General features: G+C 59.3%; 13 protein-coding genes and 2 pseudogenes. 8 read left to right on the top strand and 7 right to left on the bottom strand.

The window, feature by feature from the left end; translation table 11 throughout:
* The 3 genes and pseudogenes from ACNQPL_RS19660 to ACNQPL_RS19650 all read left to right on the top strand — a co-directional run.
* Nucleotides 1-172, top strand: a pseudogene (locus tag ACNQPL_RS19660) (acetolactate synthase large subunit); the annotation flags it as partial.
* 189 nt (nucleotides 173-361) lie between these two features.
* The gene (phbB, locus tag ACNQPL_RS19655) at nucleotides 362-1,105 is read left to right on the top strand and encodes an acetoacetyl-CoA reductase (protein ID WP_416467643.1); all 744 of its coding nucleotides are present in this window, start codon (nucleotides 362-364) and stop codon (nucleotides 1,103-1,105) included.
* Nucleotides 1,106-1,163: 58 nt separating this feature from the next.
* Nucleotides 1,164-2,504 (top strand): CitMHS family transporter, encoded by a 1,341-nt coding sequence (locus tag ACNQPL_RS19650; RefSeq protein ID WP_416467641.1) that lies wholly within the window; start codon nucleotides 1,164-1,166, stop codon nucleotides 2,502-2,504.
* 26 nt (nucleotides 2,505-2,530) lie between these two features.
* Here the strand turns inward: ACNQPL_RS19650 and ACNQPL_RS19645 are convergent, their stop codons facing one another.
* From ACNQPL_RS19645 to ACNQPL_RS19615, 7 genes and pseudogenes are all read right to left on the bottom strand, one after another.
* The gene (locus ACNQPL_RS19645) at nucleotides 2,531-3,406 is read right to left on the bottom strand and encodes an FCD domain-containing protein (protein ID WP_416467640.1); all 876 of its coding nucleotides are present in this window, start codon (nucleotides 3,404-3,406) and stop codon (nucleotides 2,531-2,533) included.
* Nucleotides 3,407-3,650: 244 nt separating this feature from the next.
* Entirely contained in the window at nucleotides 3,651-4,040 is a 390-nt protein-coding gene (locus ACNQPL_RS19640; RefSeq protein ID WP_416467639.1) for a winged helix-turn-helix domain-containing protein, read from the bottom strand.
* 68 nt (nucleotides 4,041-4,108) lie between these two features.
* On the bottom strand, nucleotides 4,109-4,825 hold the full coding sequence (locus ACNQPL_RS19635) for a hypothetical protein (protein ID WP_416467638.1): 717 nt from the start codon (nucleotides 4,823-4,825) through the stop codon (nucleotides 4,109-4,111).
* 38 nt (nucleotides 4,826-4,863) lie between these two features.
* Entirely contained in the window at nucleotides 4,864-6,528 is a 1,665-nt protein-coding gene (locus tag ACNQPL_RS19630) for a PQQ-binding-like beta-propeller repeat protein (RefSeq protein ID WP_416467637.1), read from the bottom strand.
* Between the two features lie 2 nt (nucleotides 6,529-6,530).
* A complete protein-coding gene (locus tag ACNQPL_RS19625; RefSeq protein WP_416467636.1) occupies nucleotides 6,531-6,833 on the bottom strand; it encodes a hypothetical protein in 303 nt (100 codons plus the stop codon).
* Nucleotides 6,817-7,801, bottom strand: a pseudogene (locus ACNQPL_RS19620) (tyrosine-type recombinase/integrase). Before ACNQPL_RS19620 ends, ACNQPL_RS19625 begins: the two are co-directional and overlap by 17 nt.
* A 139-nt stretch (nucleotides 7,802-7,940) precedes the next feature.
* Nucleotides 7,941-8,855 (bottom strand): LysR family transcriptional regulator, encoded by a 915-nt coding sequence (locus ACNQPL_RS19615; RefSeq protein WP_346616006.1) that lies wholly within the window; start codon nucleotides 8,853-8,855, stop codon nucleotides 7,941-7,943.
* A gap of 206 nt (nucleotides 8,856-9,061) precedes the next feature.
* On the opposite strand from ACNQPL_RS19615, the gene ACNQPL_RS19610 reads away from it, so the two are divergent.
* The 5 genes from ACNQPL_RS19610 to ACNQPL_RS19590 all read left to right on the top strand — a co-directional run bounded on the left by ACNQPL_RS19610 (nucleotide 9,062) and on the right by ACNQPL_RS19590 (nucleotide 13,840).
* Complete coding sequence (locus ACNQPL_RS19610; RefSeq protein WP_416467635.1) at nucleotides 9,062-10,084, top strand: zinc-dependent alcohol dehydrogenase family protein; 1,023 nt, start codon at nucleotides 9,062-9,064, stop codon at nucleotides 10,082-10,084.
* Between the two features lie 280 nt (nucleotides 10,085-10,364).
* Nucleotides 10,365-10,526 (top strand): hypothetical protein, encoded by a 162-nt coding sequence (locus ACNQPL_RS19605; protein ID WP_416467634.1) that lies wholly within the window; start codon nucleotides 10,365-10,367, stop codon nucleotides 10,524-10,526.
* Between the two features lie 49 nt (nucleotides 10,527-10,575).
* The gene (locus ACNQPL_RS19600; protein WP_416467633.1) at nucleotides 10,576-11,949 is read left to right on the top strand and encodes a hypothetical protein; all 1,374 of its coding nucleotides are present in this window, start codon (nucleotides 10,576-10,578) and stop codon (nucleotides 11,947-11,949) included.
* Nucleotides 11,939-13,285 carry an aminotransferase class I/II-fold pyridoxal phosphate-dependent enzyme gene (locus ACNQPL_RS19595; RefSeq protein ID WP_416467632.1) on the top strand — a complete coding sequence of 449 codons (1,347 nt, stop codon included), beginning with the start codon at nucleotides 11,939-11,941 and terminating at the stop codon, nucleotides 13,283-13,285. The genes ACNQPL_RS19600 and ACNQPL_RS19595 overlap by 11 nt, the downstream gene beginning before the upstream one ends.
* Before the next feature lie 63 nt (nucleotides 13,286-13,348).
* The gene (locus ACNQPL_RS19590) at nucleotides 13,349-13,840 is read left to right on the top strand and encodes a GNAT family N-acetyltransferase (protein ID WP_416467630.1); all 492 of its coding nucleotides are present in this window, start codon (nucleotides 13,349-13,351) and stop codon (nucleotides 13,838-13,840) included.
* Nucleotides 13,841-13,890: the final 50 nt, after the last annotated feature.

The raw sequence follows: 13,890 nt of genomic DNA, 5'->3' as shown, positions 1-13,890 counted from the left end.
CGAAGCCTACGGTGCCAATGGCCACCGTGTGGAAAGCGCCGAAGGCTTGCTGCCGCTGCTCGAGCACTGCATCAAGACCCCGGGCGTGCACGTGATCGACTGCCCGGTGGATTACAGTGAGAACGATCGCATTCTCAACAGCGAGCTGCGTGAGCGCAGTTTGGCAATCTAGAAAGATATATGCCGTAACAAACTGTCTCTCGACTTTTTTTCAAGATGTGCAGCGTTCTCGGTATGAGAACGCTGACTTGCCCAATCACCAATTTTCATTTCCCTATGCTCTTTCTACGATGGTCCCAGGCAGGAAATTGCCTGAACCATCAGATGCAAACGTCACTACAAAAATTACAAGGTGTACGTCATGTCCAAGAAAGTCGCATTTGTTACCGGCGGTATGGGCGGTATCGGTACAGCTATCTGCCAGCGCCTGGCAAAGGACGGGTTTGTCGTGGTTGCCGGTTGTGGCCCAGACTCGCCTATCCGCGCCGAATGGCTGAAAAACCAGAAGAAGGCTGGTTTCAACTTTATTGCGTCCGAAGGTAATGTTGCGGATTGGGATTCCACCGTAAAAGCCTTCGATAAAGTCAAGCGGGACGTCGGCCCAATCGATGTGCTGATCAATAATGCGGGCACCGCGTGCAATGTTGTGTTCCGCGACATGGTGCCCGGTGACTGGCAGACCGTGATCGATACAAACCTTAACTCGTTGTTCAATGTGACCAAACAAGTTATCGATGATATGACTGCCCGTGGATGGGGGCGTGTCATTAATATCTCTTCGGTAAACGCTCAGTTAGGTCATGTCGGGCAGGTGAACTACGCCACGGCTAAATCGTCCATACGCGGATTTACCCGTGCGCTGGCGCGTGAAGTCGCCGCTCGTGGTGTGACCGTGAATACAGTATCGCCAGGCTATATTGCCACCCCACGGCTTAAGGCCATTACTGAGAACGAGCGAATGGACAAGGTCGTCCAAGAGATCCCTGTCAAACGCCTGGGTACGCCTGAAGAAGTTGCCTCGATGTGTGCCTGGTTGGCGTCGGAGGAGTCTTCCTTTGCCACAGGCGCCGACTTCGCGATCAACGGCGGCCTGCACATGAGTTGAGGGTTCCGCGCCTTTATCAGCGGTTTATAACAATTACAACACTGTTCCGGAGTTAACAATGCTGTCCATTCTCGGTTACGGCATGATCATCACATTTATGTCGTTGATCATGACGAAGCGGCTGGCGCCGCTGGTGGCGATGACCACCATTCCTATTCTATTTGCCATGCTCGGCGGTTTTACCGGCGATATGGGCCTGATGATGATCGATGGGCTGCGTAAAGTTGCACCTACCGCAGTTATGGTCATGTTCGCTATCCTGTACTTCGGCATGATGTTCGATACCGGTCTGTTTGACCCGGTGATCAAGACCTTCCTCAAGATCATCAAGGGTGACCCCGCCAAAGCAGTTCTGTTTGCCACCTTGCTTGCGGGCATGGTGTCGCTGGACGGTGACGGTTCGACCACTTACATGATTACCCTCACGGCGATGTTGCCGCTGTTCAAACGTTTAAAGATTAATCCATTAATACTGCCGTGCGTGGTGATCCTGGCGGCGAGTGTGACCAACTTACTGCCGTGGGGTGGCCCGCTGGCGCGTGCCGCAGCATCGTTGCAGGTTGAAACCACCGATCTGTTCCTGCCACTGATCCCGGCCATGATCATCGGCTTTGCGAGTGTCCTTGCACTGGCCTTTTACCTGGGCCTGCAAGAGCGTAAACGCCTAGGTACCCTGACCCTACCGGGCGATCCGCGACGCCATTCGAGCATGTCTGACGAAGACATCAGCGACCTGCTGACCCTCAGCGATGAAAACGCAGAACTGCGTCGCCCGAAGATGTTCTGGCTCAACGCCACCCTGACCATCGTGCTTATGGGATGCTTGGTAGTTGAACTGCTGCCGTTGCCGATTTTGTTCATGCTGGCATTCTCGGTGGCGCTGGTGATCAACTACCCAGGTATCGACGACCAGCGTCGACGGATTGCTGCGCATGCCCCTACCGCGCTCAATCAGATTGCGATCTTCCTCGCGGCAGGTATTTTCGCTGGCATCCTCTCGGGTACTGGCATGGTCAAGGCGATGTCGGAAACCCTGCTCTGGGCCCTTCCAGAAAGCTGGGGTGCCTACCTGGCGCCGATTACCGCGATCATCAGTATTCCCGGCACATTCTTCATGTCCAACGATGCCTTCTACTACGGCGTCTTGCCGGTGCTGGCGCACGCTGCCGAAGCGTATGGCATCACGGCCGCAGAAATCGGCCGAGCGTCGATGGTTGGCCAGCCTGTGCACTTGCTGAGCCCGTTGGTTGCCTCGACTTACCTGTTGGCTGGGTTGGCGGGCGTAGAGTTCAGTGACCACCAGAAATACACCTTCAAATGGTCACTTTTACTGTGCCTGGTGATCATGGCTGCGTCGATGGCGTTTGGTTTGTACCCGTGGTACGCCACTGCCGCTTGATAATCAATGAGCGGAACCGGGGCGCGTCAGGAGGCCGGTAGCTTAGCCTTGCAGGCGCCCTCTAAGTGGGAGCGAAGAAACGCTGCTGCCTGCTCTCGTTCACCGTTTTCAATGAGCTCCAGCAAGTGAATATGCTCCCGGCACTGAGCGAGAAGACGCTCTTGATTGAGATTGGGTTGATAGCTGGAGAAACGACGCAACTGATTTTGCTGGCGAATCGCCTCGACAAAGTAGGGGTTGCCGGAGCACTGGACGATGAGTTCATGCAGTTGGGCACCGATATCAAACAACTCTGCAGGAGAGCGTATGTAAATCTCGCCATCGAGCAGGGCCTGCTGGCGACGTTTGGCTTCTGCAAAGGCGACCTTGTCGACCGTGTAGCCTGGCTCTAGTAATGCAGTGGGCTCGATGGCCATACGGAAACGGTAGCTGTGAAAGTGCGCTTGGGTTGTCTCGACGAAACGATTCAGGCTCCAGCCTTGCCCCGGACGGCGCTCGATCATTCCCTCATGCATGAGGCGGTTGAGCACTTTCAGCAGTTGCCCACGAGGCACCTCGTAGCGGCGCAGGAGCTCAGCCTCGAAAAAGTCCGTGGCAATGCGCCCGCTCATGAAGTCTGCGACCACCTTGAGGTAGAAATCTTCGAGCGGGTCTGCGGCTTGTGGCAGCACGCTGGCGTTTATTTCCGAGGCATGCTGCAGTAAAAAGTAGCCACGATTGGGGGCATGATAAGCCAGCCCCAGTGACGCAAACAGGCCAAAGACTTTCCTGATCGGTGAGCGGGACACGCCAAGGGCATCGGCCATGGCCACTTCTCGCAGTGCGTCGCCAGCGCGCATTGAGCAGTGTTGGGCGAAAGCCAAGACTTGAGGTGCAAGCTGAAGTGTCAAATCCTTCTTCATGGGTGAATTAACTTTAAATGGTCTCTATCGGGCAGATGATAACAGCGCTCGCAGGTAGGAAATGAACTTCTCTGCATCGGCGGCAACCGTTGATGTTGCATGACTACGGTGAACCGCGTGCGCACCGTCTGCACGGAGAGGTTGCGATTGATCGCTGGCCTCTTTGGCAGCGGTGTACGCTTGTAGCTGCTGAGCGCGGTCATACGCCGAAAACCAATCGCAGTTCCTGACGTGTCCTGCGTTGCTACAGGTCTTGATGGAGGCGAAGACCGACACCGCGGTGGGTCTGGATGGAAACCTTGCTATTCACGTCATGAAGGATACGGCGCAGGTAGTGGAGCTGCACCTCGATCCGTTTGGTGCCTGTATCGAAGTCGATGCCCCAGACAGCCTTGAAAATCTCTTTTCGAGAAATAATTTGCTGTGCACGCTGCGACAGCAGCATCAGCAGTTGAAAGGGAACGTATTTTAGCCTCACCCGCCTGCCTGCACAGACAATCTCCCTGTGCTCAAGCCTCAAGCAGAAGTCGCCGAAGTGAATTTCATGTTGGCGCGGCGTGAACATTTCATCTTGCTTGTCGAGCGATGTGCGTCCTGAAGCGTTTACTTGGGAGCCGACAAACGTAGAAATCATGACCCTGATCTCACCTTCGAAAGGACGATTGCCCCGATGTGAGTCGGGGCAATCCTTTACTCCGCCGATTACTCTGGGAGCGCCCAGGCGATAATGCTGTCGCCCAGTTTGGTTGGAATGCGGTCGTGGCCGCCTACGACTGCCACAATGAACTGGCGCCCGTTAATCGAGTACGACAGTGGAGATGCCTGGTTACCTGCAGGCAGTCGGTCCTCCCATAGCAGTTCGCCAGTTTCGCTATCGTAAGCGCGCATGAAGCGGTCCAGGGCAGCGCCAATGAAGGTCACGCCACCGCCAGTCGCTACGCCGGTTGCATCGCTTGGAGTACCGATCTCCAGCTTGACATGAGACGCAATGCCCAGTGGGCCGCTGTCATAACCCGTCCCTAGCGGGCGGCTCCAGGCTACATCCTGAGTGCGCAGATCGATACCGCTAATGAAGCCCCATGGTGGCGCGATGCAAGGCTGCTGCAGCGAAGACATCCATGGGTCCTTGACCGCGCCGTACGGTTGGCCGGCCTGTACTCGGAACCCTTTGGCTTCACCTGGCGCCTCTTGGAACGACTTGGCCTGCATCGAGTCAAGGTGGTCACGCGGTACGGCTTCCTGCATATAAGGCAAACGCTGAGTGTTGATCATCATCAGGCCACGCTTGAGGTCGAGCATCACGCCGCCCCAGTTCAGACCACCGTGGTGGCCTGGGAAGATCAGGCTGCGTTGACCAACTACTGGCGGCGTAAAGATCCCTTCGTAGCGCGCCTGGACAAATTCCTTACGGCACTGCATTTGGTCAAATGGGGTCAAACCCCAAGCATCGGATTCCTTCAGTACTTCCGGGGTGCGTGAAGGGCGCCCATCGTCATGGGCAGGCCTGTCGAAACCGGCTGGGTGAGCGCGGTGCGGTCGCCCGGCGCGGTACCTTGTGGCACTCGCTGTTCTACGACGTCGACAAGAGGTTCGCCGGTGGCGCGGTCGAGGATGAAAATCTGTCCCGACTTTGTCGCTTGAATCACGGCGCGGCGCGGACCCGCCGGGGTCGGGAAGTCGATCAAGTTGGGTTGCGGACTCAGGTCGTAGTCCCACAGATCATGGTGGACCGTCTGGAAGTGCCAGCGAACCTTGCCGTTGGCTGCATCGATGGCAACCAAGGAGGAGCTGTACTGCTCTTCTTCTGGGGTGCGGGTACCACCATAGAAATCGCCAGCGGCATTGCCGGTGGTGACATAGACCAGGCCCAGCTCGTCATCTGCCGACATCGGCGCCCACGAGTTGGGGGTGCTTGGCGTGTAATTCTCGCCTTCGGCCAGGGGCGTCGAGTCGTCTGGACGACCCAAATCCCAAGCCCACTTCTGCTGGCCAGTGACCGCATCATAAGCCCGCACTACGCCTGACGGCGCGGGACGTGCATCGGAGTCGATCACCCGCCCGCCGGTGACCAGTACACCGCGTACAACGATAGGCGCGGAGGTGATGCCGGTGGAGCCTTTGCGGAAATCACCCAACCCGTTCTTCAGGTCAGCGAAACCATTGTTACCGAAGCCAGGGCAGGCTTGACCGGTCTGCGCATCGACCGCGCCCAGGCGAATGTCATTGGTGCCCCATAGAATACGTTCGGCGCACATGCCGGTGGCATTGGGGACCTTGAAGTAGCTCACGCCACGGCAGTAGGCCCCGCCGTTGGCGAAATAAGCCGGATCTACCTTGGAGTCGTAACGCCAGTTCTCCTTCCCCGTCTTGGCATCGATCGAGATGATGATCTGTTTAGGGGTACAGGTGTACAACGATTCGCCCACCTTGATCGGTGTGGCTTCGTTGAGGTACTTGGTCTTTTCGCCCGGTTGCTTCACATCGCCATGATGGTACTCCCAGACCTTCACCAGACCTTTGACGTTCTGCGGTGTGATTTGATCAGCCGGCGAATAGTGGTTACCCAAGTTGGAGCCGGCATAGGCAGTCCAGTTGGTTTCGTCGTGATTAGCCGCCACGTTGCCATCGGCCGAAGCCACGTCGTTAGGGCTGAATACATCCTTCGGGCGAGCATTGACGGTTTCTGCATCTGCCAGGTGTGCTGTATTGGGCAGCAGGATCGGAATGATGGTGGTCAGGCCCATCAACAGAGGCAATACACCCATGACGCCAAAGTAGAGCGCACGCGTGATACCCGCCATCTGCAGGCGAACCACCGGCCAGAACGCGAGGAAGATCACGCCGACCACACCCAGCCAAGCTAGGCGTGGGATATAGGCCCAGCCGTTGTAACCGGCTTCGCAGACTGCCCAGACGTAAGTTGCAATTGCTGCTGCTGCGAAGAAGTACACGCCGCTTTTACGCTTGCAACCGATCAACAGGCTGGAAGCGAACAAAGACACGCCCATGGCTACGTGGTAGTACGAGCCGCCCGCAGTAATCAGATCAATACCTTTGTAGGCCAATGCCAGGCCTGCGGACGACCAACGGCCGCAAGCAGAAGGGCTGATAGCGTTGGTCACAATCAACCAGAGAGATCGAAGAAATTATCGGGAGCATTCAGCTGGGGACGGAGAAGGCGGTTAAATCCATGCAGTTCAACAACTCCCGCTCCAAAGAGGTGCTGGCCAAAGCAGAACAGGCAAGCGCCACCCTCGAAAACATTGTCGAAAATAGCAATGATTTCAGTCGTCAAAACCTTCAAATCACTACTGCAACCGAGGAGCAGGCTCGGGTTGCGCGCGCCGTAGACCAGAACATTTTGACCATACGCAATGTGTCTGTTCAAACTGCGGAAGGCGCCAAACAGGTCACTGCAGCGCAGCATTTTTGCGCAACTGATCCAAGTAATTTGCCCATTGCTGTGCCGCCTCTCGGCGCTGTGGGAGCAGCTGGGCGCGCGCGTAAACCGCGCCCAGCGCGCCCGGCATGCGGTGAGACAACGACAACTTCAATACAATCGGATCGACGCCCAAATGCTCGTGGGCGATAGTGCGGTAGGTCGCGCGGAATCGGTGCGCAGTAATCGGGTAGTCCGGCCAGATCCGCTGATAAGCCTTGGCCAGGGAAGTGGCGTCAATTGGGGAGCCCGGGTAGACCGGTGAGACAAACACCCAGCCATTGCCCGCCTCATCCACCACCCGCCGTTCATGGAGCTCACGCAACAGCAAAAGGGCCTGCTCAGGCAGTGGCACGATGTGTTTGCTTTTGTCTAGGTGGCGGGTTGTTCCGACGACATGACGCCAGTCGGCACTGACGAGGTTGACATCTTCCCAGCGCATTTTCACCAACTCTCCAGGGCGAACCGGCAGCATCACCAGCAGGCGCATCGCGATGCTTACGCTGCTCGGGCTAAGTTCATCCAGACGCAGCAAAAACTCCCCCAAATCGGCCGGTCGCTCGATCGCCGGATTACTGGTTACCACGTGGCGAACCTTGAGTTCCTCGGTGTTGCGCAGGGCTACGTTGCGCTCCACCCAGCCCCGCCCCTCGGCGAAACCGAGCACGGCACGAATGATGGTGCGTACGCGTTTGGCCATGGCCAGTGTGCGTGCGCGGCGCAAGGTGGCGATTATCTCGATGATGTGATCCAGCTTAATCTCGCTGACGGGGATACAAACGATACCTCACTCGCCAGTACTTGACGGCAGGCTTGTTCGACTTCTGTGATGCCTGAACATGAAGGTACAGACCCGGTACTTCGCCGTCGGCGTACTTACCGGGCTCGGCAATGGCACGCAAGAAGGCATCGCTGAGTTTTCGCCGCAATGCAGGCGTAGGAGGGGAAGTCGTCATGTGCGGGTACTTTTTCTCGAAGCAGAAAAAGTACCCGCAAACGTGGTGGAAGTGAGAGGGATGCGACGGACGGGCTTGGACGTAAAATCAGACTAACACAATGATTTTAATGGTATTTATGGATCTCAATGGAGATTAGTCACAAGCTATCGGGATCCCCAAAGAACATCTGAATCCGCGACCGCAACCACCGCTCCGCCGGGTCATTGTCCTGCGCACCGCGCCAGGCCATGTGCAGTTCGAAACTACGCACCTCCATCGGCAGGTCCTCAGCCCTGAGCCCGCCCGCAGCGGTCAACACATCGGCGGTGTAGTCCGGCACGGTGGCGACGATGTCGGTGCCGCCGAGCAGGCTGCCCAGGCCGTTGAACTGCGGGACTGCCAGCACCACATGGCGCTTGCGGCCGATTTCTTCCAGCGCTTCATCGATGAAACCCGACAGGTCGCCGGCGAACGACACCAGGGCGTGTGGGCGGGCACAGAAGTCGTCGAGGGTGATGCTGCCAGGCACGCTGTCGGCGCGCAGCAGTTTTGGCTTGCTGCGGCGCAGCACCTTGCGCTTGGCGTTGGCAGGCAGCTCGCTGGTGTAGCTCACGCCCACCGAGATTTCGCCTGAAGCCAACAGCGTTGGCATCAGCAGGTAATTGACCCGGCGCACCACCAGCACGATGCCGGGCGCTTCGGCGCGGATGCGCTTGAGCAATTGCGGCAGCAGGGCGAATTCGGCGTCGTCCGACAGGCCGATGCGGAACACCGCGTTGCTGGTGGCCGGGTCGAACTCGGCGGCGCGGCTGACGGCGGTGGAGATCGAGTCCAGCGCCGGCGACAGCAGGGCGAAGATCTCATGCGCGCGGGCCGACGGCTCCATGCTGCGGCCGGTGCGCACGAACAGCGGGTCATCGAACAGGTTGCGCAGGCGCGACAGGGCCGCGCTGATGGCCGGCTGGCCGAGGAACAGCTTCTCGGCGGCGCGGGTCACGCTACGCTCATGCATGAGGGTCTCGAACACGATCAGCAGGTTGAGGTCTACACGACGCAGGTCGTTTCGATTCATCGGTGCGCTTCGCCTAAAGTGGGGCAGGGGTGAATCTTAAGGCCAAAGGCTGTTACCCTGCACCGATTTATGGGGGCCAATGCACAGGAATGTGAGGTGCCCAATCGATGACAGGCATGTCGACTATTAATAGCCACTGATGGTCTAACGGCAAAAGCCCGGATAAAGTCCGTGGTAATACGAGATTCACAAAGGCGAGGTATGCGATGTCCCGCATGATCCGGTTCCATAAGTTCGGCGCTGCCGATGTGCTCCGCTGCGAGGAGCAGGCCGCACCGTCCCCGGCTGTCGGCGAGGTGCAGATTCGCGTCGAGGCAATCGGCGTGAGTTGGTACGACGTGCTCTGGCGGCAGAACCTGGCACCTTCCCAGGCCCGCCTGCCGGCGGGCATCGGCCACGAGATGGCTGGCGTGGTGACGGCGGTCGGCGAAGGCGTCGATGACATCGCAGTGGGTGACCGTGTCGCCAGTTTCCCGGCCACCAGCGCCAACGAGCATCCGGTTTATGGCGATGTGATCGTTCTGCCGCGCACGGCCATCACCCGTTACCCGGACATTCTTTCGCCGATCGAAGCCAGTGTGCATTACACGCCGCTGCTGATCGCCTACTTTGCCTATGTCGACCTGGCTCGGGCCAAGGCCGGGCAGACCGCGCTGGTGACCGATGCCAGCCATTGTGCCGGGCCTGCTTTCGTGCAGTTGGGCAAGGCCCTTGGCCTCAAGGTGTTTGCCGCGACCAAAGAGCCGGAGCAGCGCGAGTACCTGCTGGGCCTGGGCGCTGACAAGGTGATCGTCACCGAAGAGCAGGACTTGCTCCTACAGGTTGGCAAATACACCGACGGCCGCGGCGTGGACATGGTCCTCGACGGCATGGGCGGCCCGCAGATGTCGCTGCTCGGTGACGTGCTCGCGCCGCGTGGCAGCTTGGTGCTGTACGGCCTGCAAGGGGGTAACCAGACGCCGTTCCCGGCCTGTGCGGCGTTCCAGAAGAACATCCAGTTCTATGTGCATTGCATCGGCAACTTCACCGGCAAGCCCGAGCTGGGCATCAGCCAGGACCAGGTGGCCTTGCAGCGTGCCTTGCGCGATATCAACCAGTTCACTGCCGATCAGTTGCTGACACCGCAGATCATCAAGGTGTACCCGTTCGATCAGGTGGTAGCAGCCCACCGGTATATGGATGAGTGCCCCTGTGGTGGCAGGGTGGTACTGGACATGCAGCCGAACTGAAGCACGTTTGCAGCAAAAAGAACCCGGGCCTGGCTCGGGTTTTTTTATGGCTTTGATCAGGGGCGTATTACATGAATTTACATATGAGCTTACCTAACTAATGCCAGTCGTGCAGGTGCGTTTACATGCCTTGAAAAATCTTATTGTTTGAATGGAAGTGGTGCTAAGTGCACAGTAGTTTTCACTTTGGCTGAATGGTTTTTTTACCGGTATCTGTATCTTCTAATCGTTTGTCAACGCTTGATAATGGCGCAATGATACTTGGCGCAAGGAGCGTGGAATGAAGGTGGGAACCCCCTGGTGGGCGACGGTTTGGTGCGGCAGCAAACATGCGGCAGGGATCTTCGCGCTCAATGGCTTGGCGACAGTAGTTTGTCACTTCAATGTTTCCGAAATGTTTGTAGGAAATTTCTTCAAACGTGCTTCGTCTTATCGCTTTTAATGCATGTGTGCACGGAGTGCGGCGGATGAATGAAGTTGTGAGGTGATACGTGAGCAATATTCACGACCAGGCGATGCACTATATCCACCAACAGGTGCTGGAACGCTTGTTGAACCATATGTCCCAGGCCCAGCGTGCCTCGCTGCAGTTGCTGATTCAGCGGTTACTGGTGGCTGCAGGTGGGCCGGAATACATCGGTACCTTCAGGTTGCTGGTGCTGCAGGGCAGCGATCGGCGCAGCGCCCACCTGCTGGCAATCTTGCGCGCCGCACAATTGAGTATCGCCCTGCGTGCGCCGGTCACCTTCCAGCTGCGGGTGGTGGTGGTGTGCCTGCCTGCAGCCAGCGGCGCGCTGCTGGAACACCACGAACGCAGCTTCAATGCCTTGTTCATGCATGACGATCCGAGGGTGCAGTTGCAGATGGTCGACGCCGGGGAGGTGGTGGCTTTCAGCCGTCGGCCGTCGGCAGTGGCCAGGCCCTGGATGTTGGCCCGCGATGCCTTGCTGCTCTTCGGTCATCTCGTGGATGGGCGCCCGGAAGCGCTGCTGGGTAGCCGTATGCACCTTGAGCTTGCCGCTACCCTGCGCCAGGTGCTCGAGGGGGAGCCGATTGTTGATGCGTGGGTCACCCCCATCCCTCTGCCCCAGCGGCGGCGTTACCTGGCCTGGGCCAGAAGGGCGCTGCGCCTGGCAGGGGGTGGAGGGGCGGCAAGCCTGCACCTGTGCATGGCGACCCTCGCTGCACACATGAGCCAGTTGCATGATGCGGCCGGCATGCCGCTTCTGGAACCCGGCACGCTGGGGGGCGATCAGGTGGCCGCGCTGCCCACGCGGTTGATTGCCATAGACGATCTGCTGCCCCAGCTGCTGGGCGAAGGCGAACTGGATGCGATGATGCAATGCCGCTACGAACCGGCGGAGGAGGCCACGCCACTGGCGGCCTTTCTCGACCCGCTGGCCTTGGCGCAGCTGCATGACCTGCGCTCGCGCTGCCGGGTGCCTGCAAGCGGCAGGCAAGCACTGCACCTCGTCGGCCCGCAGCCAATGCTGCAGGCCAGCTTGAGCAAGGGCTACGGTGTCGAACAAACGCAACTTCTGTGCATGCTGTACAGCCCGATCGCAGACCACGGGCGCGGGCTTGAGCACTTTCTGCAATCTCGCCACGCCGACATGCTGGTGGCATTGCCCTACCTGCACCGCGCCTTGCAAGGTAGACCTTGCCCCGATGCGGTCAAGGATTGGCTGGTCAATACCAGCGGTTTGTCGCTTGCCCAGTTACGGGCGGTCTATGACGGGCGCTTGCACCGCAGCGCGCGGCGCTTGCTGGCCAGCCTGGCACGGCGCGATGTGCACCTGGCGCTACTGGGACGCCCGCCGGGGGCGGCGCGACCGGCGGCGGGGCGTGATTCTGATGAGGCGTGAGTTCGCCTATCAGACGGTGTATCGCTACCTGGAAACATTGATCGATGAAACAGCAAGGGGAGGGCAGCGGCGTTTGCCTTCGCTGCGCGCCTTGTCACGGCGTTTGCGCGTTTCATTGGCCACCGTGCAGGCTGCATATGGCTTGCTGGAGCATGAAGGGCGTGTGCTGTCAGTGCCCAAGTCCGGTTACTTCGTGCAGGCCGACGGCAAGGCCGGCGCAGCCCTCACGCCGCCATCGCACGCCGCCGCGCCAGCGCACCCCACGATGGAGCGCCTGCTGTTCGCGCACGAGCGAAGGCTGGCGCGGCACGGGGCCAGGGCGTCGCCTGTGGCGCAAGGCGTGGGTGAGATTCGCCTGCGCCATGTGTTGGCAGAACGCTACACCCGATCATCCCGGCAATCGTGGCACGCCGAGGATGTGCACCTGGGCCCTGATCTGCAGGCGTTGCTGGAAACACTGCTGGCAGGTTTGGCGCTGCAGGGCAGCACGGTACTGGTCGCATCCCCTTGCTGCTGGCGCGTGTTGAGGGTTTTGCAGCGTGTTGGCATGCAGGTACTGGAAGTGCCTCTGGACAACCATGGCGGCCCTGATTTGCGCCGACTGGCGTGCCTGCTCGGGCGTGAGTCGGTGCGCATGATGATCATGCCATCCTGCCTGAGCATGCCCATGGGGCGGCTGATGTCCCCGCAGGATCAGCGGGAGATTGCCCATTTGCTGGCCCGTCACCCTGTGTGGCTGCTGGAGAATGACCTGGACAGCGAGCACTGTTTTGCCGCACCCCCGGGCTGCCGTTTGCGCGACTGGGTCGACCCTCGGTGTTTGCTGGTCCTGGGCTCGCTGGAAGCACTGGTCGGCGCCGAGGCGCCTTATGCTTATGTGCTGAGCAGGCATTGCGCCCTGGCCGAGGTCTTTGCCGTGCGTGCCTTCCAGCTCCCACCGGTGCGGCAGCAGGCGTTGGCGCAGATGCTCGGCAAGGGCGAGGTTGACGAACAATTGGGCCGGCGGCGCGTGGAACTGCGTTTACGCATGGAGCAGGTCTGCCAACACCTGGAGGCTTGCCTGGGCGGGCAGGTGGCCTATGAAATGCCAGACGGCGGGCACGTCCTGTGGCTGCAACTGCTGCAGCCCATGCCGTCGGATCGGGTAGTGGCCGGTTTGTCGGGCCCGGCCTTGCACGTACTGGCGGGGTCGCAGTTCAGCGTGCAGGGGCGTTATCAACACTACCTGGCCCTGGCCTGGACGGCTGGCCCGCCAGAAGCGCTACGTGAAGCCATTTTCAGGTTGAGCCAGGCGCTGGAGCTGCGTTGCGGCCGGCAGGTCGGAAGCGAAGCATGATCGCCCCGCCTGGCATCTCACGTATCATGGCGGCATCGTTATCCCCTGTTCAGGAGCCTGCCCATGAGCCAGCCGCACTTGCGCCACCCCGTTCCAAAGGATGCCGAACGCTGTTACGCGATCGAGATCGGGGCCTACGAGGGCGATGAAGCCGCGACCCTCGAAAAAATCCAGACCCGTATTACCGAATACCCGCAGGGCTTTCTCATCCTTGAGGTCGACGGCAAGGTCGTGGGTTTCATCAACAGCGGTTGCGCCCACGATGTGGTGATGTCGGATGAAGCATTCAAGGAATTGGTGGGGCATGACCCGGCTGCCGCCAATGCAGTGATCATGTCGGTGGTGGTGGACCCGGCCTACCAGGGCAAAGGCTACGCGACCGTGCTGATGAACGCCTTCATCCAGCACATGAAAACGCTCGGCAAGCAAAGCATCCACCTGATGTGCAAGGAGCAGCATGTCGAGCTGTATCGCAAGATGGGCTACCAGTATGTGAAACCCTCGCCATCGGACCATGGCGGCATGGCCTGGCATGAAATGATCATGTCGCTCTGAGTGCTCGCGGTGCCATCCGTCGGCAGGGTGCCGACCTGACCCACGGCGCT

Origin of the sequence: Pseudomonas sp. LFS044, assembly GCF_047978245.1 — a bacterium.
Lineage (GTDB): Bacteria > Pseudomonadota > Gammaproteobacteria > Pseudomonadales > Pseudomonadaceae > Aquipseudomonas.
Note: the sequence above shows the minus strand (reverse complement) of the source record. Positions and strands in the feature narration are given on the sequence as shown.

Excerpts from the sequence above, each read along its gene's own strand:
- phbB (WP_416467643.1), top strand. The coding sequence starts at position 362 with ATGTCCAAGAAAGTCGCATTTGTTACCGGCGGTATGGGCGGTATCGGT.
- ACNQPL_RS19650 (WP_416467641.1), top strand. The coding sequence starts at position 1,164 with ATGCTGTCCATTCTCGGTTACGGCATGATCATCACATTTATGTCGTTG.
- ACNQPL_RS19645 (WP_416467640.1), bottom strand. The coding sequence starts at position 3,406 with ATGAAGAAGGATTTGACACTTCAGCTTGCACCTCAAGTCTTGGCTTTC.
- ACNQPL_RS19640 (WP_416467639.1), bottom strand. The coding sequence starts at position 4,040 with ATGATTTCTACGTTTGTCGGCTCCCAAGTAAACGCTTCAGGACGCACA.
- ACNQPL_RS19635 (WP_416467638.1), bottom strand. The coding sequence starts at position 4,825 with ATGCAGTGCCGTAAGGAATTTGTCCAGGCGCGCTACGAAGGGATCTTT.
- ACNQPL_RS19625 (WP_416467636.1), bottom strand. The coding sequence starts at position 6,833 with ATGCTGCGCTGCAGTGACCTGTTTGGCGCCTTCCGCAGTTTGAACAGA.
- ACNQPL_RS19615 (WP_346616006.1), bottom strand. The coding sequence starts at position 8,855 with ATGAATCGAAACGACCTGCGTCGTGTAGACCTCAACCTGCTGATCGTG.
- ACNQPL_RS19610 (WP_416467635.1), top strand. The coding sequence starts at position 9,062 with ATGTCCCGCATGATCCGGTTCCATAAGTTCGGCGCTGCCGATGTGCTC.
- ACNQPL_RS19605 (WP_416467634.1), top strand. The coding sequence starts at position 10,365 with ATGAAGGTGGGAACCCCCTGGTGGGCGACGGTTTGGTGCGGCAGCAAA.
- ACNQPL_RS19595 (WP_416467632.1), top strand. The coding sequence starts at position 11,939 with ATGAGGCGTGAGTTCGCCTATCAGACGGTGTATCGCTACCTGGAAACA.
- ACNQPL_RS19590 (WP_416467630.1), top strand. The coding sequence starts at position 13,349 with ATGAGCCAGCCGCACTTGCGCCACCCCGTTCCAAAGGATGCCGAACGC.